The sequence below is a fragment of the Paraburkholderia sp. A3BS-1L genome, assembly GCF_051125215.1.
GTDB lineage: Bacteria > Pseudomonadota > Gammaproteobacteria > Burkholderiales > Burkholderiaceae > Paraburkholderia.
On the sequence record NZ_CP120442.1, the window covers coordinates 3,124,669 to 3,143,217 of the forward strand.

General features: G+C 69.0%; 17 protein-coding genes and 1 pseudogene. 12 read left to right on the plus strand and 6 right to left on the minus strand.

All coding sequences use genetic code 11. The annotated features are described in order from the left end of the window. Positions 1 to 213 precede the first annotated feature (213 nt). Positions 214 to 1,851 (minus strand): GMC family oxidoreductase, encoded by a 1,638-nt coding sequence (locus P5W99_RS14320; RefSeq protein WP_421024991.1) that lies wholly within the window; start codon positions 1,849 to 1,851, stop codon positions 214 to 216. Between the two features lie 212 nt (positions 1,852 to 2,063). Here P5W99_RS14320 and P5W99_RS14325 point away from each other — a divergent pair, with 212 nt between their 5' ends. After that, positions 2,064 to 3,554 carry a coniferyl aldehyde dehydrogenase gene (locus P5W99_RS14325; RefSeq protein WP_421024992.1) on the plus strand — a complete coding sequence of 497 codons (1,491 nt, stop codon included), beginning with the start codon at positions 2,064 to 2,066 and terminating at the stop codon, positions 3,552 to 3,554. Positions 3,555 to 3,749: 195 nt separating this feature from the next. On the opposite strand, the pseudogene P5W99_RS14330 reads toward P5W99_RS14325, so the two are convergent. From P5W99_RS14330 to fliE, 5 genes and pseudogenes are all read right to left on the minus strand, one after another. Then, positions 3,750 to 4,037, minus strand: a pseudogene (locus tag P5W99_RS14330) (EscU/YscU/HrcU family type III secretion system export apparatus switch protein); the annotation flags it as partial. Continuing rightward, positions 4,034 to 5,650, minus strand: a complete 1,617-nt coding sequence (locus P5W99_RS14335) for a flagellar hook-length control protein FliK (RefSeq protein ID WP_421024994.1) — start codon at positions 5,648 to 5,650, stop codon at positions 4,034 to 4,036. The gene P5W99_RS14335 and the pseudogene P5W99_RS14330, both read right to left, overlap by 4 nt. 186 nt (positions 5,651 to 5,836) lie before the next feature. Beyond that, positions 5,837 to 6,169, minus strand: a complete 333-nt coding sequence (locus P5W99_RS14340; protein WP_421024995.1) for a flagellar protein FliT — start codon at positions 6,167 to 6,169, stop codon at positions 5,837 to 5,839. Further along, positions 6,166 to 6,612: a flagellar export chaperone FliS gene (fliS, locus tag P5W99_RS14345; RefSeq protein ID WP_421024996.1), complete on the minus strand. Its 447-nt coding sequence runs from the start codon at positions 6,610 to 6,612 to the stop codon at positions 6,166 to 6,168. The genes P5W99_RS14340 and fliS overlap by 4 nt, the downstream gene beginning before the upstream one ends. Before the next feature lie 172 nt (positions 6,613 to 6,784). Continuing rightward, positions 6,785 to 7,120 carry a flagellar hook-basal body complex protein FliE gene (fliE, locus tag P5W99_RS14350; protein ID WP_035532191.1) on the minus strand — a complete coding sequence of 112 codons (336 nt, stop codon included), beginning with the start codon at positions 7,118 to 7,120 and terminating at the stop codon, positions 6,785 to 6,787. A 301-nt stretch (positions 7,121 to 7,421) separates the two neighbouring features. Between fliE and fliF the strand changes: the two genes are divergently transcribed. The 11 genes from fliF to fliP all read left to right on the plus strand — a co-directional run bounded on the left by fliF (position 7,422) and on the right by fliP (position 18,545). Continuing rightward, entirely contained in the window at positions 7,422 to 9,224 is a 1,803-nt protein-coding gene (gene fliF / locus P5W99_RS14355; RefSeq protein ID WP_421024997.1) for a flagellar basal-body MS-ring/collar protein FliF, read from the plus strand. Further along, positions 9,214 to 10,209, plus strand: a complete 996-nt coding sequence (fliG, locus tag P5W99_RS14360) for a flagellar motor switch protein FliG (RefSeq protein WP_421024998.1) — start codon at positions 9,214 to 9,216, stop codon at positions 10,207 to 10,209. The genes fliF and fliG overlap by 11 nt, the downstream gene beginning before the upstream one ends. After that, positions 10,202 to 10,903: a flagellar assembly protein FliH gene (gene fliH / locus P5W99_RS14365; protein ID WP_421024999.1), complete on the plus strand. Its 702-nt coding sequence runs from the start codon at positions 10,202 to 10,204 to the stop codon at positions 10,901 to 10,903. The genes fliG and fliH overlap by 8 nt, the downstream gene beginning before the upstream one ends. A 5-nt stretch (positions 10,904 to 10,908) precedes the next feature. After that, positions 10,909 to 12,699: a flagellar protein export ATPase FliI gene (gene fliI, locus P5W99_RS14370; RefSeq protein WP_421025287.1), complete on the plus strand. Its 1,791-nt coding sequence runs from the start codon at positions 10,909 to 10,911 to the stop codon at positions 12,697 to 12,699. Continuing rightward, on the plus strand, positions 12,696 to 13,145 hold the full coding sequence (fliJ, locus tag P5W99_RS14375; protein WP_421025000.1) for a flagellar export protein FliJ: 450 nt from the start codon (positions 12,696 to 12,698) through the stop codon (positions 13,143 to 13,145). The genes fliI and fliJ overlap by 4 nt, the downstream gene beginning before the upstream one ends. Positions 13,146 to 13,227: 82 nt before the next feature. Continuing rightward, positions 13,228 to 14,796 carry a flagellar hook-length control protein FliK gene (locus tag P5W99_RS14380; protein WP_421025001.1) on the plus strand — a complete coding sequence of 523 codons (1,569 nt, stop codon included), beginning with the start codon at positions 13,228 to 13,230 and terminating at the stop codon, positions 14,794 to 14,796. 297 nt (positions 14,797 to 15,093) lie between these two features. After that, a complete protein-coding gene (gene fliL, locus P5W99_RS14385) occupies positions 15,094 to 15,600 on the plus strand; it encodes a flagellar basal body-associated protein FliL (protein ID WP_421025002.1) in 507 nt (168 codons plus the stop codon). Positions 15,601 to 15,708: 108 nt separating this feature from the next. Then, complete coding sequence (gene fliM / locus P5W99_RS14390) at positions 15,709 to 16,707, plus strand: flagellar motor switch protein FliM (RefSeq protein WP_129563413.1); 999 nt, start codon at positions 15,709 to 15,711, stop codon at positions 16,705 to 16,707. Then, a complete protein-coding gene (gene fliN / locus P5W99_RS14395; RefSeq protein ID WP_421025003.1) occupies positions 16,700 to 17,170 on the plus strand; it encodes a flagellar motor switch protein FliN in 471 nt (156 codons plus the stop codon). Before fliM ends, fliN begins: the two co-directional genes overlap by 8 nt. After that, a complete protein-coding gene (gene fliO, locus P5W99_RS14400; RefSeq protein ID WP_421025004.1) occupies positions 17,167 to 17,712 on the plus strand; it encodes a flagellar biosynthetic protein FliO in 546 nt (181 codons plus the stop codon). Before fliN ends, fliO begins: the two co-directional genes overlap by 4 nt. Then, a complete protein-coding gene (fliP, locus tag P5W99_RS14405) occupies positions 17,712 to 18,545 on the plus strand; it encodes a flagellar type III secretion system pore protein FliP (RefSeq protein ID WP_421025005.1) in 834 nt (277 codons plus the stop codon). The genes fliO and fliP overlap by 1 nt, the downstream gene beginning before the upstream one ends. Positions 18,546 to 18,549: the final 4 nt, after the last annotated feature.

The following is an 18,549-nucleotide window of genomic DNA, read 5'->3' on the forward strand; positions in this document are numbered from 1 at the left end:
GGACGCGCCAGCTGACACGCCCAAGTCGGGGGCGATTATAGGGAGTCCGAAATCTCGAAAATGGGGCGAACCCGTGCCCCGCACACTCTTTGACGAAAACCTTTCGATTGCGCGGGGCTTCGTCAAGGCGAGGCCGAAACGAGGCGCATTGCGCCTCGTTCCGATGAGCCGCGTACCCGCTCGCAAACGTGCAGGAGAGCCGGAAGCCAGCAGTCAGGCGATGACGGTTGGGCTGTGCGTTGTCGTGTCGGCGCGCCGGCTCGCGGCGATGAAATCGGCGGCGCGCTCGCCGATCATCACCGTCGGCGCGTTGGTGTTGCCGCCGATCAGCGTCGGCATGATCGAGGCGTCGGCGATGCGCAAATGCGTCACGCCGCGCACGCGCAACTGCGCATCGACGACCGAGCGCGCGTCGCCGCCCATGCGGCAGGTGGCGACGGGGTGATAGATCGTGTCGGCGTGCGCCGCGATGGCCGCACGCAGTTCGGCGTCGCTCTGATGCGCATGCGTATAAAGCTCGCGGCCGCCCATTTGCGCGAGCGCGGGCGCGTCGAGAATGCGCCGCGCGAGACGCGCGCCTTGCACCAGCAGATCGAGATCGCGCGCATCGGAGAAAAAGCGCGGATCGATCACGGGCGCGACGCGCGCATCGGCGCTCGCGAGCGTGACCGTGCCGCGGCTCACCGGGCGCAGCACGCACACATGCAGCGAGTAGCCGTGGCCCCAGTGCAGGCGGCGGCTATGGTCGTCGACGAGCGCGGTGCAAAAGTGCAGTTGCAAATCGGGCCGCTCGAGCTCCGGGCGGCTCTTCAGGAAGCCGCCCGCCTCCGCCACGTTGGTCGTGAACATGCCGCGCCGCCCGCGCGAGTAGCGCACGAGCCCGGGCACCATTCGTGCGAGGCCGCGCAGCGAATAACCCACGGTCTCGCTCGAATGCACGCGCTTGTTGAACGTGAAGTCGATATGGTCGATCAGGTTGCGGCCCACCTCGGGCGCGTCGTGGCGCACCGCGATGCCCTGCGCGCGCAGTGGCTCTCCCGGGCCGATGCCCGAACACATCAGCAGCTGCGGCGAATTGAACGCGCCCGCCGCGAGAATCACCTCGGCGCGCGCTTCGAGCGTTTCGGTGCGTGCGCCGCGCGCCACTTCGACGCCGCTTGCGCGCGTGCCATCGAACCTGACGCGCAGCGCGATGGCATCGGCGATCAGATGGAGATTCGGGTGCCTGCCCTGTGTGTCATACAAATAGGCGCGCGCCACCGTGCAGCGCTCGCCGCCGCGCTGCGTCACCTGGTAGAAGCCCACGCCCTCCTGCTGGGCGCCGTTGAAGTCGTCGTTGGCGGGAAAGCCGGCCTCGCGCGCAGCCTGCACGAAGCGCTCCGCCACCGGATTGCGCTCGCGCAGATCGGACACCGCGAGCGGGCCGCCCGCGCCGTGCCAGGCGCTCGCGCCGCGCGCATTGTCCTCGGCGCGCAGGAAGTACGGCAGCACGTCGTCCCACGCCCACCCCGCGCAGCCCAACTGGGCCCATTCGTCGTAATCGAGCGGATGGCCGCGCGTGTAGATCATCGCGTTGATGGCGCTGGAGCCGCCGAAGCCGCGTCCGCGCGGCTGATAGCCGCGACGGCCCGCCAGACCCGGCTGGGGCACGGTCTCGTAGGCGTAGTTGTTCTTCGAGCGCCGCGGCACCAGCGCCGCAACGCCCATCGGCATGTTGACGAACGGGTTGCGCGCCGTGTGCGGCCCCGCTTCGACGAGCGCGATGCTCGCCTCGGGACAATGCGCCGCCAGCCGCCCGGCCAGCGCTGCGCCGCCCGAGCCGCCGCCTACGATGACGTAGTCGTATTGCATGCCTCCTCCCTGGATGCGGCGTGGCATGCAAAACGCGCAGAAAGCACGCTCGATGCACGCTCGTTCGATTTCGCTTTTTCGCGCATTGTAGGAAGCGTTGTCGGATTGGGTCAGCTTTTATGTCAGAACCTTTCCTCTAATCGTCGGAGCGTGCAGGCAGCACGCGCGCGACTACCATGAAAGGCCGCAGTGCCCTTCCACCAGGACCGACCATGAAACAGGATTTGCCCGCAGCACTCGCGCGTCACGACGGCAACGACAGCGGTGGCGAGCTCAGCCGCGGCACGCCGGGTTCCGCGGGCGACAATCCGCGTGAATCGCTGCATGCCTTGCTCGCCGCGCAGCGCGCGGCGTATCTGCGCGCGCCGTTTCCGGCGTGGAGCGAGCGTGCGCGCAACCTGCGGGCGCTGCGCGACGTGCTGTTCGCCCACCAGGACGCGCTGGCCGAGGCGATGAACACGGACTTCGGCCAGCGCTCGAAAGCCGAGGTCGCGCTGGCCGAGTTCATGGTGCTCAAGCAGGAAATCGACGCCGCGCTCAAGCACGGTGCGCGCTGGATGCGCCCGCAGCGCCGCAGCGTCGGCAAATGGCTCGCGCCGGGCCGCGCACGCGTGGTGCCGCAGCCGCTCGGGGTGGCGGGCATCGTCGTGCCGTGGAACTATCCGCTGCTGCTCGGCGCGAGCCCGCTCGTGTGCGCGCTCGCGGCGGGCAACCGCGCGATGATCAAGATGCCGGAGCTTACGCCGCGCACCTCGGCGCTGTTCGAAGAGCTGATGAGCCAGACCTTTGCGCGCGACCATGTGGCGGTCGTGAACGGCGACGCCGCCGTGGGCGCGGCGTTCACGTCGCTGCCGTTCGACCACTTGCTGTTCACGGGCTCGACGCGCGTGGGCCACGAAGTGATGCGCGCGGCCGCCGCGAACCTCACGCCGGTCACGCTGGAGCTGGGCGGCAAGTCGCCCGTGCTGATCGGCGAGCACGCGCGCTTCGACTATGCCGTCGACAGCCTGCTGCTCGGCAAGACGCTGAACGCGGGGCAAACCTGCATCGCGCCCGACTACGTGCTGCTGCCGCGCGGCAGCGAGGACGCCTTCATCGCCCGGGCACGCACGCGCTTTGGCGAGCTCTACCCCGACTTCGCGAACAACCGCGACTACACGTCGATCATCTCGGCGCGCCACTACGAGCGGCTCGAACGCCTCGCCGACGAAGCGCGCGCCGAAGGCGCGCAACTGCATGAACTCGGTCCGCGCGACGCCGCCACGCGGCGTTTCGCGCCCGTGATCGTGACGGGCGCGGGCGAGCACACGCAGCTGATGCAGGAGGAGATCTTCGGGCCGCTGTTGCCGCTCGTGCCTTACGACTCGCTCGACGCAGCGATCCACTACGTGAATGCGCGCCCGCGGCCGCTCGCGCTCTACCTCTACGCCGACGATGTGCGCACCGTCGAGCGCGTGACGCGCGAGACCGTGGCGGGCGGCATGTCGGTGAATGAGACGCTCATGCATATCGCGGCCGAGGGGCTGCCGTTCGGCGGCGTCGGCCCGAGCGGCATGGGCGCGTATCACGGCTACGAGGGCTTCGCCACGTTCTCGCAGATGAAGCCCGTGTTCACGCAGGCGCGGCTGAACGCGCGGCGGCTAATCGCGCCGCCTTACGGCAAGCGGTTTGGGTTGCTGATCAAGGCGATGTTGAAGTTCTAGCTTGAAGTCCTGGCGGGGCGCATGCCGCAAACACCGCTAGCGCGGCAGCGCGGGCAGGCGCAACGGGTTGCCCGCGAGCGACTTGGCGTCCGGCAGCCGCGATCGCGACGCCGTCTGGGTCGCCGCTTGGGTCGCTTGGGTCGCTTGGGTCGCTTGGGTCGCTTGGGTCGCTTGTGCCGCCTGTTCCGTTTGCGCAGCGTGTTGCGCCTCGCTTTCCGCCGCCTCGAGCCCATGCAGCCACGCAAGCAGTTCCGCCACGGCCTGATAAAGCTGCGGCGGGATCTGCGAATCCAGATCCACCTGCATCAGCAGCGAGACCATCTCCGGCGCTTCGTGCACGTAGAGTCCCGCTTCCTTCGCGCGCTGTACGATCATCTCGGCCACGAGCCCGTAGCCTTTCGCGACCACGCGCGGCGCGCCGTCACGCGCGACCGGGTCGTCGTAGGCGAGTGCGGCGGCGCTTCTGCGATGCGTGCGGCTCATCCGAGCTCCCAATCTGTCGAGTCCGTGGCGTGCGGCGCATCGGCCGCGTGCGCCGGCGATGCCGCATGCGTGGCCTCAGCGGCACGCGCATACGCACCGGCGGCCCACATGCCGTCCACGCCTGCTGCGCCACCCATGCCGTTCATGCCGCCGATCTCGCGGATCGACAGCCCCGCGAGCGCGAGCCCCAGCGCTTCGAGCCGCCCGCGCAGCGCCTCGCTGTGCGCGCTGAGGCGCTGCGCGCCGCCCGGGCTCGCCTGCACGCGCACCGCGAGCGTCGAGCCCGTGAGCGCAAGCTCCGCGTCGACGGTGCCCAGCGCCGGCAGTGCCAGCGTGAGACGCGTGCGCCATGGCGTTTCGTCTTCGTCGGCAGCGCGCCCCGCGCGCGGATCTTGCCGGGCGTGGCGCTCGTCGTCGTCCGGCTGGATGCTCCAGTCGAGCCGCACGCCCGGCCATGCCTCGCCGGTCCAGCGAAATTCCCCGGTCGCGAGCAAGTCGAGTTGTTGACGCACGAGCGGCAGCAACGCGCCGTGCACGCCCACTCCCGCGCCGGCCCCGGCGAGCGTGCGGGCGGCGGGCAGCAGCGCATCGGCGAGCGCGGCTACCGTGCTGCCGCCGGCGCGCTCCCCTTCCTCGGCGAGCCCAGCGGCATTGGCTTCGCCGCGCGCGCTTGAGGCCGCTGTCCCCCCGGCGTTGGCCGTGCTGCCCGCCCGCGCGCCTTGCTGGGTGGCGCTGGGCAGATCGGTCCACAGCACGTCGGCGATGTCGTCGGCGGCGAGATTCCGGTCGACCGCAAACTCGAGCGGCAACTGCGCGCTGCCGCCGGTCAGGCGGTTCTGCGGTTCATCGGCGAGCTCTCCGGGCGTGCGCTGGCCGCGCAGCCATTGGGCGAGATGCGATTCGTAGAAGAGCCCGCTCGACGCCACCGTCTGCGCAAGCGTGGCCGCCAGCGCGGCAACCGGGCCGGATTGCATGGCGGGTGCGGCGCGCTGGGCCGCTTGCGCGCCCTGCGTGCCTTGTGCGCCCTGCGGCGGCGAGGACGGCGCGGCGCCTTGGGCGCCGCCCGTGCCGGCGCTCATGCCGCCACTTTCAGCTGCATTCGCAGCCGCAGCACTACTCGCACCGGCAGCACCTTCGGCGTCTTGCGCGCTGCCTGGCAGTCCAGCCTGCGCCGCCTCAGCCGTCGAGGCCTCCAGGTCGGCAAGCAGCGCGGCCTCCAGCGCCTGGACTTGGGCTTGTGCCGGGTCCGTGGCCCCCGTCTGGGCAGTGGGATTCGCGAGGCCCGGCAGCGGCAGCGAGCCAGTGTCTGCCGCCATCGCCTGGCCGGCAGCCGCCGGATCGGCCCAGATCGGCGCACGCCCGACCACGGCGGGCGTGGCCTCGCCGCCCGAGCGGATGATCGCGTCAAGCGCGAGCGCGACGGCGGAAAGCACCGTTTGCGCCGATGCCTGCGGCGAGCCGGCGTTGCGCGGATCGGCCAGCGCGGCCGCGCCGCCGGTGAGCGCGGAAACGCCTGCCTGCGCGGCGCCCGCGCTGCCCTGGGAGCCCGCCGCGCCCAGTGCGCCTATGCGGCTCGCGAGCAGCGCCGCAGCGCTCGTATCGATTCCGTTCATGCGGAGCGTGGCCCGCACGGGCCAGGTTGTGCGCCGCGCGTCCCATGCGGCGACGCGGCGCTGTCAATATTCGTGCGCGAGCGTGTCGGCTCGTGCTTGTGCCGTGCGTGCTGCTTCGCGCCAATCGGCTTTGGTTCGCCGCGCACAGGCGCCCCGACGGCATCGGAGGCCTCGCGCGACCCGGCCCTAGGGCGCGCCGTACAGCTCCTGCAACACCCGCGACGGCTGCGCGGTGCCCTGAAAGAGCGCCGCCAGGCGCGCCATGCACGGGCTCGCAAGGTCGCGGATCGCGGCGTCATCGGCGAGGATCTGCCGGATCAGTTCGTACTTGCGCGTGCGCTCGGCGGCGGTGAGCCGGATGCCGAAATCGGCGTTCCTGAGCGCGTCCACCAGGCGCCGGTACTCCTCCTGAAGGCTGATCAGCTCGTTCCAGCTTGCGCCGCGCGCGGCATGGAGCATCTGCTCCGAGACCGCCGCAATCGCCTCGTAGCGGGCAAAGTAGTCTGCTTTCGAATTCATCTCGTCAATGAACCGGGCACGGGCGCGGACGACTCTCTCGCCATCCGCTCCACTTCCGGCGCAATCCCCAACCAGGCTTCCTCGAGCGTCGCCAGCAGGCCGTCGACTTCGACCAGCATGGATTCGCTCTGTTGAATGTTCGCTTCGAGCAGGCGTCGCGTCATGTAACCGTAAAGTGCGTTCAGGCGCTGCGCGACTTCTCCGCCCGCCTCGACGTTCAACGCCAGCTGAAGCCCGCTTTCGACAATCCGGATGGCCTTGCCAATCGCCTCGCCGCGCGGGCCCACATTGCCCATTTGCAGATGCATGCGGGCTTGCGCAATCGCCTTGCGCGCGCCTTCGTACAGGAGCGCGATCAGCTTGTGCGGACTCGCGCCCATGACCCCTGTTTCGACACCCACGCGTGCATAAGCGTTGGCTCCAGACTGTGCAGGGGAAAACATCGGCGCTTCTCCTTCGAACGTTCGGCTATGGATACGGTGCATCCGGCCCTTTGCCTTGCGTGGCGCGTGCCGGGTATAGCCGTGTTATCGGAACGGCGCGGGAGAAGCTTTAATGTCTTTGAAAGTACGCAGGCGCGACACCGGCGGCCAGTCACTCACCCCTGGCTGGCCGCTAGACCTGGATCTGCATGATGTCCGTGTAGGCCGCAACGAGCTTGTTGCGCACCTGCAGGCCGAACTGGAAGCCGACATTGGCCTTCTGCATGTCGACCATGACGTCGTTGAGCGAAACGTTGCCGGCCCCGAGCTCGAACGCCTGGGACTCGCCCACGGCCTTTTGCTGATCGGCGCTGATCTTGTCGATGGACGACTTGAGCGCCGCGGCGAAGCCGCCCGCGGTGGCCGCGCCCGAGCCGACGTCGGCGGCGCTAGTATCGCTTGCCGCCTGGGCGGCCATGGACTGCATCTGCGCAAGGGCCGACGTGAGTGGGTTGACTGGCACGGTCATGTTTGCTCCACGAATAAAGAGGGATCGTGCGAGGGCGGATGCCGCCGCCCGGCGAATCCGGCGCCCATGCAGGTGACGTGCAGCTCACCTGCGAGTTGTACGCGGATGGCATACAGCGCGCCGAATCTGGGAAGGAGCATAGCAATTCGCCATTTCCGGCAGCCTCGAAACTAGGGGGAAAACCCGGCTCTATTCGCGCAATCGGCTTGCCGGCGGGTGCGGATAATCGCTGTCGTGAAAGTTTCCGCCGCGCGCATGCCGCGCAAGCGGGAACAGCCAGCCTCCCGGAGAAACCCGTCGCATGGATTCGTCTGCCAACTCGTTGATCAACCCCGATGCCCGGGTGGGCCTCGCCACCAGCGGCGCCGCTCCGGGCGTGGCCGCGGCCGGCGCGGCGGGCGCGGCAGGCGGGCTCGGGGAGGACCTGGGCGGCGGCCTGGCGCAGCGCCTCGGTTCGCTTTCTTCGCTGCGCAATGTGCGCGGCAACCCGCGCGCGCCGCTCATCGTGGCGGTGGCGGTGCTCGTCGCCGTGGTCGCGGGCCTGATCCTGTGGTCGCGCGCGCCCGACTACAAGGTGCTCTACAGCAATCTCTCGGACCGCGACGGCGGCGCGATCATTACGGCGCTGCAAGCCGCCAACGTGCCGTACAAGCTCTCGGAAGGCGGCGGCGCGATTCTCGTGCCGTCCGAGCAGGTGGGCGAAATGCGCCTGCGTCTCGCCCAGCAGGGCCTGCCCAAGAGCGGCTCGGTGGGCTTCGAGCTGATGGACAACCAGAAGTTCGGCATCAGCCAGTTCGCCGAGCAGGTGAACTACCAGCGCGCCCTCGAAGGCGAGCTCGAGCAAACGATTCAATCGATCCAGAGCGTGAAGTCCGCGCGCGTGCATCTGGCGATTCCGAAGCCCTCGGTGTTCGTGCGCGAGCGCGAAGCGCCCACGGCCTCGGTGCTCGTCAACCTGTACCCCGGCCGCGTGCTCGATGAAGGCCAGGTGGCCGCCATCACGCACATGGTCGCCTCGGCCGTGCCCGATCTGCCGGTGCGCAATGTGACCGTGGCCGACCAGGACGGCAACCTGCTCACGCAGAGCGCCGCGAGCGCCGGCCTCGACGCCTCGCAGCTCAAGTACGTGCGCCAGGTCGAGCACGACACCCAGGCGCGCATCGACGCGATCCTCGCGCCCCTCTTCGGCGCCGGCAATGCGCGCTCGCAGGTGAGCGCCGACCTCGACTTCTCGAAGCTCGAGCAGACTTCGGAAAACTACGCGCCCAACGGCAGCCCGCAGCAAGCCGCGATCCGCAGCCAGCAGCAGAGCATCGCCACCGATTCGCAGCAGTCGAGCGCCGGCGGCGTGCCGGGCGCGCTCTCGAACACGCCGCCGCAGCCCGCTTCCGCGCCCATCACCGCACCCGCGGCGGGTGCGAACGGCGCGCCCAGCGCCACGCCGGTCTCGGATCATCGCGACACCACCACGAACTACGAGCTCGACAAGACCGTGCGCCACTTCAGCCAGGCGCCGGGCAGCATCAAGCGGCTCTCGGTGGCGGTGGTTGTGAACTATCAGCAGAAGGTGGACGCGAAGGGGCACGCCACGCTGCAGCCGCTCGACGCGCAAAAGCTCGCTCAGGTCGAGCAGCTCGTGAAGGACTCGATGGGCTACGACGCGAAGCGCGGCGACTCGGTGAACGTGGTGAACACCGCCTTCCAGACCGAAGTCGATCCGAACGCGAACCTGCCGTGGTGGCGCCAGCCCGACATGCTCGCGCTCGCGAAGCAAGTCGCGACCTGGCTTGGCATCGGCGTGGTGGCGCTGTTCCTCTACTTCGTGATGGTCAAGCCGGCGCTGCGCCGGGCCTTCCCGCCGCCCGCGCCGGCCGCCGCCCTGCCCGCGCTCGCGGGCATGGACGAGCCGATGCTGCTCGACGGCCTGCCCAGCGCGGACAAGCTCGAAGGCGCGGCAGACGCCGAAGCGGATCCCGCCCTGCTCGCGCTCGAAAACGACAAGCACAAGTTCGAACGCAACCTCGAATTCGCGCGCAGCATTGCGCGCCAGGATCCGAAGATCGTCGCAACCGTGGTCAAGAACTGGGTGAACGATGAACGCTGAAGGAGCCACCAAGAGCGCACTGCTGCTCATGTCGATCGGCGAGGAAGAGGCCGCGCAGGTCTTCAAGTTCCTCGGCCCGCGCGAGGTGCAGAAGATCGGCGCCGCCATGGCCGCGCTCAAGAACGTCAAGCGCGAAGAGATCGACGCCGTGCTGCAGGAGTTCGTGAAGGAAGCCGAGCAGCACAGCGCGCTTTCGCTCGACTCGAACGACTACATCCGCAGCGTGCTCACCAAGGCGCTCGGCGAGGACAAGGCCGGCGCCGTGATCGACCGCATCCTGCAAGGCGGCGACACGAGCGGCATCGAAGGTCTCAAGTGGATGGATTCGGGGTCGGTCGCCGAGCTCATCAAGAACGAGCATCCGCAGATCATCGCCACGATCCTCGTGCATCTGGACCGCGACCAGGCCTCGGAGATCGCCTCGTGCTTCAGCGAGCGCCTGCGCAACGACGTGCTGCTGCGCATCGCGACGCTCGACGGTATCCAGCCGCAGGCGCTGCGCGAGCTCGACGACGTGCTCACGGGCCTGCTCTCGGGCAGCGACAACCTGAAGCGCAGCCCGATGGGCGGCATCCGCACGGCCGCCGAGATCCTCAACTTCATGACGAGCCAGCACGAGGAAGGCGTGATCGAAAACGTGCGCCAGTACGACGCCGAGCTGGCCCAGAAGATCATCGACCAGATGTTTGTTTTCGAGAACCTGCTCGATCTCGAAGACCGCGCGATCCAGTTGCTGCTCAAGGAAGTGGAGTCGGAGTCGCTCATCATCTCGCTCAAGGGCGCGCCGCCCGCGCTGCGCACCAAGTTCCTCTCGAACATGTCGCAGCGCGCCGCCGAACTGCTCGCCGAGGACCTCGACGCGCGCGGCCCTGTACGTGTTTCGGAGGTCGAAGCACAGCAACGGCGTATCCTTCAGATCGTTCGCAACCTTGCCGAAAGCGGTCAGATCGTGATCGGCGGAAAGGCGGAAGACGCGTATGTCTGACGAAGCAACGCAAACGCAAACGGGCACGCGGCAGCAGCGGCGCGCGCCCTCGGCGTACCAGCGCTGGGAGATGGCGTCGTTCGACCCGCCGCCCCCGCCTCCGCCGCCGCCCACGCCCGACGAAACCGCCGCTTTCGAGGCGCAATTGCTGCGCATTCGCGAGAACGCCCATCAGGAAGGCCTGAAGTCGGGTCACGTGGCGGGCCAGGCGCTCGGCTATCAGGCCGGCTACGAACAGGGCCACAAGCAGGGCTTCGAGCAGGGGCGCGAAGAAGCGCGCGTCCAGGCGCGGCAACTGGCGCAGCTCGCGCAACGCTTTGCCGAGGCGCTGCAAACGGCCGAAGCGGGCGTGGCCGACACGCTCGTCGAGCTCGCGCTCGACATCGCGCAGCAGGTGGTGCGCCAGCACGTGCAGCACGACCCGACCGCGCTCGTCGCCGCGGCGCGCGAGGTGCTCGCGCACGAGCCGCAGCTCACGGGCTCGCCGCAACTCGTGGTGAGTCCCGCCGATCTGCCGGTGGTGGAGGCGTATCTGATGGAAGAACTGCAGGCGCGCGGCTGGTCCGTGCGCACCGATGCCGCGCTCGAGCGCGGCGGCTGCCGCGCGCAGGCGGCGAGCGGCGAAGCGGATGCGGCCATCGGCACGCGCTGGGAGCGTGTGGCGCTGGCGCTCGGCAAGGCGCGGCCGTGGTGAGCACGATGAATCCCAGCCCGCACCAGACGATCCACACGGGCGGCCTCACGCCGCTCGAGCAGGAGCTTGCGCTCGCATCGTTCGGGCCCGGCGCGCATGACCCGGCGCAAGTGCGCGGCGTGCTGGTGGACGACGGCGCGCAAGCAAGCCAGCATGGCGCCGATGCAGCCGCTCAAGCGGCCGCGACGCTCGACGCCGTCGAGGCAGCCATCGCCAACGCGACCAATGCTGCCGATGCAGACAATGCAGCCGATGCCTCCAGCCCAGCGTGGAACGGCGCCGATGCCGGCCACGACAATCCATCGGCGAGCCAAAGCGGCCCGCGTGAACCAGCCGCCGACCAGCGCGCGGCCTGCACCCCGCCGCCCAGCTACGACCCGGCCAACCTCCACCTGGCCGCCTGGAACGCCCATCTCGCGAGCGTGCGCGCGCGCAACGCACTGGCCTTGCCGCTGCGCGGCTGCGGCCGCCTCACGCGCGCGGCGGGCCTCGTGCTCGAAGCCGTGGGGCTGCGCCTCGCCGTGGGCGCCGAAGTCATGATCGAACTGCCGCCGGGCAGTTCGCTGCCGATGGCCGAGGCCGAGGTGGTGGGCTTCGCGGGCGACAAGCTCTTTCTCATGCCCACCACGGAAGTGGCGGGCCTGTTGCCCGGCGCGCGCGTCTGGCCGCTCGAGAGCGCGCCGATTGCCGACCCGATGTCGGGGGCCAAGCGCCTGCCGGTGGGCTGGGGGCTGCTCGGGCGCGTGCTCGACGCCTCGGGCCGCCCGCTCGACGGCCTGGGCGCATTGAATGCCGAAGCCGATGCGCCGCTCACCGCGCCCGTCATCAACCCGCTGAACCGCGAGCCGATCCACAAGGTGCTCGACGTGGGCGTGCGCGCGATCAACGCGCTGCTCACGGTCGGGCGCGGCCAGCGCATGGGCCTCTTTGCCGGCTCGGGCGTCGGCAAGTCGGTGCTGCTCGGCACCATGGCGCGCGCCACCAGCGCGGAAGTGATCGTGATCGGCCTGATTGGCGAGCGCGGCCGCGAAGTGAAGGAATTCATCGAGCAGATTCTCGGCGAGGACGGCCTCGCGCGCTCGGTCGTGGTGGCCGCGCCCGCCGACGTCTCGCCGCTCCTGCGCATGCAGGCCGCCGCGTACACGACCACGCTCGCCGAATACTTCCGCGACCAGGGCAAGCACGTGCTGCTGCTGATGGATTCGCTCACGCGCTACGCGATGGCGCAGCGCGAGATCGCGCTCGCGATCGGCGAGCCGCCCGCGACCAAGGGCTATCCGCCTTCGGTGTTCGCGAAGCTGCCCGCGCTCGTCGAGCGCACCGGCAACGGCCCCGAAGGCGGCGGCTCGATCACCGCGTTCTACACCGTGCTCACCGAAGGCGACGACCAGCAGGACCCGATCGCCGACTCCGCGCGCGCGATTCTCGACGGCCACATCGTGCTCTCGCGCACGCTCGCGGAGGCGGGCCACTATCCGGCCATCGACATCGAGGCGTCGATCAGCCGCGCGATGACCGCGCTCATCGACGAGCCGCATCTGAACCGCACGCGCGCATTCAAGCAGATGCTCTCGCGCTACCAGCGCAACCGCGATCTCATCAACGTGGGCGCTTACGTGAGCGGGCGCGACGCCGTGCTCGACCGCGCCATCGCGCTGTATCCGCGCATCGAGGCGTTTCTTCAGCAGGGCTTTCGCGAAACCGCGAACTACGAACAAAGCGTCGAGATGCTCGGCGCGCTGATTGGCAACACTTCAGGCAATGCACAGGGCAACGGCCAGGGAGCCAGGACATGACGAAGCAGACCGCACTGCAAACACTCATCGGGCTCGCGCAGGACGATGTCGACACCGCAACGCAAAAGCTCGGGCGCGTGCAGCGCGAGCGCGTGGAAATCGAAAAGCAGCTGAAGTCGCTGATCGATTACCGCGACGAGTATCACGCGCGCTTCACCGAGTCGGCGCGCGCGGGCATGGCCGCCGGCAATGTGCGCAACTTCCAGGCGTTCATCGACACGCTCGACACCGCCATCGACCAGCAGCGCCGCCTGCTCGAGCAGGCCACGCAGCGCGTGGAGGCGGCCAAGCCCGACTGGCAGCGCAGCAAGCAGAAGCTCGGCTCGTACGAGGTGCTGCAATCGCGCCACGAGGAGGTCCAGGCGCGCAAGGACGCCCGCCGCGAACAGCGCGACGCCGACGAGCACGCCGCCCGCGCGCTGCGCATGCGCAACGCGCATTCGTGAAATTGGTGACCTGTTTAGTGACTTATTGGTGATTTACTAGTGACGCCGGCGCGTCCGGATCACGTTCAAGAGAGCAAGCAGCATGTCGCTTCTATCCGCAGTCAGTTCGTTGCTCGGCGCCGCCGTGGATGCGGCCACGGGCGCGCCGAGCAGCGCCGGCAATGGCGCCGCCGCGAGCGCTTCCGACCTCGCGAGCCGGGGCTTCGCGCAAACGCTCCAGCAAAGCATTGCCGCGCAGAACGCGCGGGGCGGCGCGCCACGCCCGGTTGTCCAGGCCAGTTCGCCTCAGCAAGGGGCGCACGCTTCGGCGGGCGCGGCGTCCACGGCTTCGACCGCTCACGGCGGCGCGAGCGCAACGACGCAGTCTGCTCAATCCGCGCCGCCCACGTCATCCGCGCAAGCGTCCCAGCCCGCGCAGCAGGCCGGTAACGGCGCTGCGCACGCACCGAGCGTCGATCACCGCGCCGACAACGCCCTCGTGCGCCAGAAGCAGGCCGAAGCCGCCGGCTCGCAGGCCGCTGCGGCACAGATTCAGGCGCAGCAAGCCCAACAGGCCATGCAGACGGCGCAGCAGGCGCTGAGCAACGGCGATGCCACCGCGCAGGCCGCCGAGGCCGCGCTCGCGAGCGTCGCCTCGACGGCCGCCGGAGCCGCGGGCACGAGCACCGACGCGAACGGTGCAAGCATCACGGGCGGCGCGGCGGGCGACGGCACGAGTACCGCCAGCAGCGACCCGAAATCGGTCAGCGACGCGCTGCACGCCGCGCTCGCGACGCTGCGCGGCGGCGCGGCCAGGCTGAACACGCAGGTTGCGGGCGCAACCGAGGGCGCCGCCACGACCCCGGCCAATTCGACGATAGCTGGCAGCTTTGCGGCGCACATGAGCACGCAGGCGAAGGCCAAAACCCTGGGCGCCGGCCTCGACGACAAAAACGCCGCCGACACCGCCGCCAAGTCCGTGGCCGCCGCGCCGCAGGACGCAGCCGCGCAAAACGCCAATGCCACGCTGGCCGCAACGGCGCAGCAGCAGGCAACGTCCGCGCAGCAACCCGTGGTATCGAGCAGCGCGACCGACGCCCTCGCCGCCACCCAGGCGGCCGCAGCCGCCGCGGCTCAGGCCCAGGCGGCGCAGGCCGCCCAGAGCGCGAGCGCCAACCCCGCCGCAGCGGCGGCGGCTTCCGCCACGCTGGCCCCGCAGGTGGGCACGCCGGGCTGGGAGGACGCGCTCAACCAGAAGGTGGTGTTCCTCTCGAACGCCCACCAGCAATCGGCGGAGCTCACGCTCAATCCCAAGGACCTCGGGCCATTGCAGGTCGTGCTGCAAGTCGCCGACAACCATGCGCACGCGCTCTTCGTGTCGCAGCATCAGCAGGTGCGCGAGGCCGTGGAGGCCGCGCTGCCGAAGCTGCGCGAACAGATGCAGCAGAACGGCATCGGCCTCGGCAGCGCGAGCGTGAGTGACGGCTTCTCGCGCCAGATGAACCAGCAGGCGCAACAGGACGGCGGCAGCGGATCGGGCTCGCGCGGCGCGCGTGCGTCGGGTTCGGCTGGCGTGGCGGGCATCGGCGCGGCCGGCGGCGCGGACGGCGCAACCAGCGCCGCCGCCACGGTCACGCAGCGCAGCGTGGGCTTGATCGACACGTTTGCCTGAGACATTCCCGCAGTCGCAAGCAGCAAAAGCGGTGCAGAGAGAGGCGTCGATGCGTCGGCGCCTCGGCACCCCCACGCCTCGTCCCACCAGGCCACGCTCGCGCAACAAAGCCACGAGATAGCCGCAAATCCCCCGTCTATTCCTCCCATCGCCGCAGCGCAAAAGCCGGAACAATGCAGGCTGCCGGGATGAATGCGCGCGCGCCATGGCGATCATGGCGATCGGCAACGAAGCGCCACCCGGCCCCGACAACAGCATGATCAGCACGATCACGACTCACCCAGGCTCACGACCGACATGGCGACCACGACCGCAACCCAGCAAGCCGCGCCCCAGGGCGCGCAACCCGGACCGCTGAAGCGCATCCTTCTCATCGTGCTCATCGCAGTGCTTGCCGCCGGCGCGGCGGGCGGCGGCGTCTGGTTCTTCATGTCGCGCCACGCGGCGAGCGCCCCGGCAGCCGCGAGCGCGCCCCCGCCGCCCGCCGTGCCCGTCTACTACGCGCTCGAGCCGATGACCGTCAACCTGCAATCCGACGACGGCGAGACGCACTACCTGCGCATCGGCCTCACGCTCAAGCTCGACAGCCAGGCGACCCAGGACGCGCTCGTCGCGCACATGCCCGAGATCCGCAGCCGCCTGCTGCTCGCGCTCTCGAACAAGCACCCGGCCGATCTCGCGCCGCTCGACGGCAAGCGCGCGCTCGCGACCGAGCTCGCCGCGCTCATCGCCCAGCCGTCCGATTCGCGCGGCACCGCCGGTCACGTCGAAGACGTGCTGTTCACCGAATTCGTCGTGCAGTAAGCCCAGCATGGACACGTACATGAACCCGCGCGTTCGCCTGCATGCCATGCGCGCCCGCGCGGGTATCGCGGATATCGCGCAGCCAATCCGGAGCCTTGCATCATGAGCATGGGTCACGACGAGTTCATGTCGCAGGAGGAGGTCGACGCCCTCCTCAAGGGCGTCACCGGCGAGATCGAAACCGAGGCCGCCCAGACCGAAAAACCCGGCGTGCGGCCGTACAACATCGCGACGCAGGAACGCATCGTGCGCGGGCGCATGCCCGGGCTCGAAATCATCAACGAGCGTTTTGCGCGGCTGCTGCGCGTGGGCATTTTCAACTTCATGCGCCGCACCGCCGAGATTTCCGTGGGCCCCGTGCGCGTGCAGAAGTACAGCGAATTCACGCGCAACCTGCCGATCCCGACGAACCTGAACCTCGTGCACGTGAAGCCGCTGCGCGGCACGTCGCTGTTCGTGTTCGACCCGAACCTCGTGTTCTTCGTGGTGGACAACCTGTTCGGCGGCGACGGGCGCTTTCACACGCGCGTCGAAGGCCGCGACTTCACGCAGACCGAGCAGCGCATCATCAGCAAGCTGCTCAACCTCGTGTTCGATCACTACACCACCGCATGGAAAAGCGTGCGCCCGCTCACGTTCGAATACGTGCGCTCGGAAATGCACACGCAGTTCGCCAACGTCGCGACGCCCAACGAAATCGTGATCGTCACGCAGTTCTCGATCGAGTTCGGCTCGACCGGCGGCACGCTGCACATCTGCATGCCCTACTCGATGATCGAGCCGATCCGCGACGTGCTCTCCTCGCCGCTGCAAGGCGAGGTGCTCGACGTGGACCGCCGCTGGGTGCGCGTGCTTTCGCAGCAAGTGCAGGCCGCCGAAGTGGAGCTCACCGCGGATCTCGCGCAAGTGCCGGTCACGTTCGAGCAGATCCTGAACATGAAAAAAGGCGACGTGCTGCCGATCAACATTCCCGAGCACATCGTCGCCAAGGTGGACGGCGTGCCGGTGATGGAATGCGGCTACGGAATTTTCAATGGTCAATACGCGTTGCGGGTCCAGAAGATGATCAGCGCAGCCGACACGATGAAGGAAGGTGGATATGAGTGACGTGAACGCCATGCAAGGCAGCGAGCCCGTGCGCGACCCGGCCCCCGCGGCCGATGCGGCCGGTGCAATGGAGTCAATGGACTCGATGGACGACTGGGCCGCCGCGCTCGCCGAGCAGAACGGCCACGAAAGCCACGAAGTGGCCGCGCAGCCCGCCGCCGTGTTCCAGCCGCTCTCGAAGGTCGATTCGGGCGCGACGCGCAACGACATCGACATGATCCTGGACATCCCCGTCCAGATGACCGTCGAACTGGGCCGCACCAAGATCGCCATCCGCAACCTGCTGCAGCTCGCGCAGGGCTCGGTGGTGGAGCTCGATGGCCTCGCCGGCGAGCCCATGGACGTGCTCGTGAACGGCTGCCTCATCGCCCAGGGCGAAGTGGTGGTGGTGAACGACAAGTTCGGCATCCGCCTGACCGACATCATCACGCCCTCCGAGCGCATCCGGAAGCTCAATCGATGAAACGCCTTGCCGCATCCGGCTGCGCGCTGGCAAGCGCATGCGCATGGCTCGCCGCCATGCCCGCGCGAGCCGCCGACTTGCAGACCGTCAACCAGGCCGTGAACGAAGCCGCGCGCTCGGCGTCGGGCGCATCGGCGGTGATCGTGGGCAGCGCAGCGCCCTCGCTCGGCTTCGGCGCGGTGCTGCAAACCGTGTTCGGCCTGCTGCTCGTGATCGGCGTGGTATTCGGCTGCGCATGGCTCGCGCGGCGTCTCGGGCTCCAGCATGGTCCGAAGAGCGCACTCGTGAAGACCGTGGGCGGCGCCTCGCTCGGCGGCAAGGAGCGCGTGGCCGTGGTCGAGATCGGCGACATCTGGCTCGTGCTGGGCGCCGCGCCCGGCAATGTGCGGCTCCTGCACACGATGCCCGCGGGCGAACTGCCGGCCGCTGCCGGCACCGGTGCCCCCCTCGCCCTTCAAGGCAACTTCGGACAACGCTTTCGTGACGCGTTGAAACACGAAGCAGGCAAACGTTTCAAGCGTCACGACGGCGGAGCGCAGTAATGCACGGCAGCACCCTTCCCGGCGCGCGCACTCGCGCGCACACGTCCTCGATCGTGAGCCTCGCGCGCGCGGCATTGCCCGTTGCGCTCGTGCTCGGTGCGGGCGCCGCAGCGCTGCTGCTGCCGCACCTCGCGCACGCACAGGCCCTGGCGCAGCCGCAAGGCCTGCCCGCCTTCAACACGAGCCCGGGCCCGAACGGCGGCACCACGTATTCGCTGAGCGTGCAGACCATGCTGCTGCTCACGATGCTGTCGTTCCTGCCCGCGATGGTGCTGATGATGACGAGCTTCACGCGCATCATCATCGTGCTCTCGCTGCTGCGCCAGGCGCTCGGCACGACCACCACGCCGCCCAACCAGGTGCTCGTGGGCCTCGCGCTGTTTCTCACGCTGTTCGTGATGTCGCCTGTGCTCGACAAGGCGTACAACGACGGCTACAAGCCATTCGCCGCCGGCACGCTGCCGATGGACGAAGCCGTGACGCACGGCGTCGCGCCCTTCAAGACCTTCATGCTGCGCCAGACCCGCGAATCCGACCTCGCGCTGTTTGCGCGCATCTCGCACGCAGCGCCCATGCAGGGCCCCGAGGACGTGCCGCTCACGCTGCTCGTGCCCTCGTTCGTCACGAGCGAATTGAAGACCGGCTTCCAGATCGGCTTCACGATCTTCATTCCGTTTCTGATCATCGACATGGTGGTGGCGAGCGTGCTCATGTCGATGGGCATGATGATGGTTTCGCCCGCAACTATCTCGCTGCCATTCAAGCTCATGCTGTTCGTGCTCGTGGACGGCTGGCAGCTGCTGATCGGCTCGCTCGCGCAAAGCTTCACCTGAGGAG

What these genes read in the sequence shown, in the direction of transcription:
- fliO (WP_421025004.1), top strand. Translation starts at nt 17,167, where the DNA reads ATGAAACGCCTTGCCGCATCCGGCTGCGCGCTGGCAAGCGCATGCGCA.
- fliG (WP_421024998.1), top strand. Translation starts at nt 9,214, where the DNA reads ATGAACGCTGAAGGAGCCACCAAGAGCGCACTGCTGCTCATGTCGATC.
- P5W99_RS14320 (WP_421024991.1), bottom strand. Translation starts at nt 1,851, where the DNA reads ATGCAATACGACTACGTCATCGTAGGCGGCGGCTCGGGCGGCGCAGCG.
- fliL (WP_421025002.1), top strand. Translation starts at nt 15,094, where the DNA reads ATGGCGACCACGACCGCAACCCAGCAAGCCGCGCCCCAGGGCGCGCAA.
- P5W99_RS14380 (WP_421025001.1), top strand. Translation starts at nt 13,228, where the DNA reads ATGTCGCTTCTATCCGCAGTCAGTTCGTTGCTCGGCGCCGCCGTGGAT.
- fliH (WP_421024999.1), top strand. Translation starts at nt 10,202, where the DNA reads ATGTCTGACGAAGCAACGCAAACGCAAACGGGCACGCGGCAGCAGCGG.
- fliF (WP_421024997.1), top strand. Translation starts at nt 7,422, where the DNA reads ATGGATTCGTCTGCCAACTCGTTGATCAACCCCGATGCCCGGGTGGGC.
- fliS (WP_421024996.1), bottom strand. Translation starts at nt 6,612, where the DNA reads ATGTTTTCCCCTGCACAGTCTGGAGCCAACGCTTATGCACGCGTGGGT.
- fliM (WP_129563413.1), top strand. Translation starts at nt 15,709, where the DNA reads ATGGGTCACGACGAGTTCATGTCGCAGGAGGAGGTCGACGCCCTCCTC.
- fliI (WP_421025287.1), top strand. Translation starts at nt 10,909, where the DNA reads ATGAATCCCAGCCCGCACCAGACGATCCACACGGGCGGCCTCACGCCG.
- P5W99_RS14325 (WP_421024992.1), top strand. Translation starts at nt 2,064, where the DNA reads ATGAAACAGGATTTGCCCGCAGCACTCGCGCGTCACGACGGCAACGAC.
- fliP (WP_421025005.1), top strand. Translation starts at nt 17,712, where the DNA reads ATGCACGGCAGCACCCTTCCCGGCGCGCGCACTCGCGCGCACACGTCC.
- P5W99_RS14340 (WP_421024995.1), bottom strand. Translation starts at nt 6,169, where the DNA reads ATGAATTCGAAAGCAGACTACTTTGCCCGCTACGAGGCGATTGCGGCG.
- fliJ (WP_421025000.1), top strand. Translation starts at nt 12,696, where the DNA reads ATGACGAAGCAGACCGCACTGCAAACACTCATCGGGCTCGCGCAGGAC.
- P5W99_RS14335 (WP_421024994.1), bottom strand. Translation starts at nt 5,650, where the DNA reads ATGAACGGAATCGATACGAGCGCTGCGGCGCTGCTCGCGAGCCGCATA.
- fliN (WP_421025003.1), top strand. Translation starts at nt 16,700, where the DNA reads ATGAGTGACGTGAACGCCATGCAAGGCAGCGAGCCCGTGCGCGACCCG.
- fliE (WP_035532191.1), bottom strand. Translation starts at nt 7,120, where the DNA reads ATGACCGTGCCAGTCAACCCACTCACGTCGGCCCTTGCGCAGATGCAG.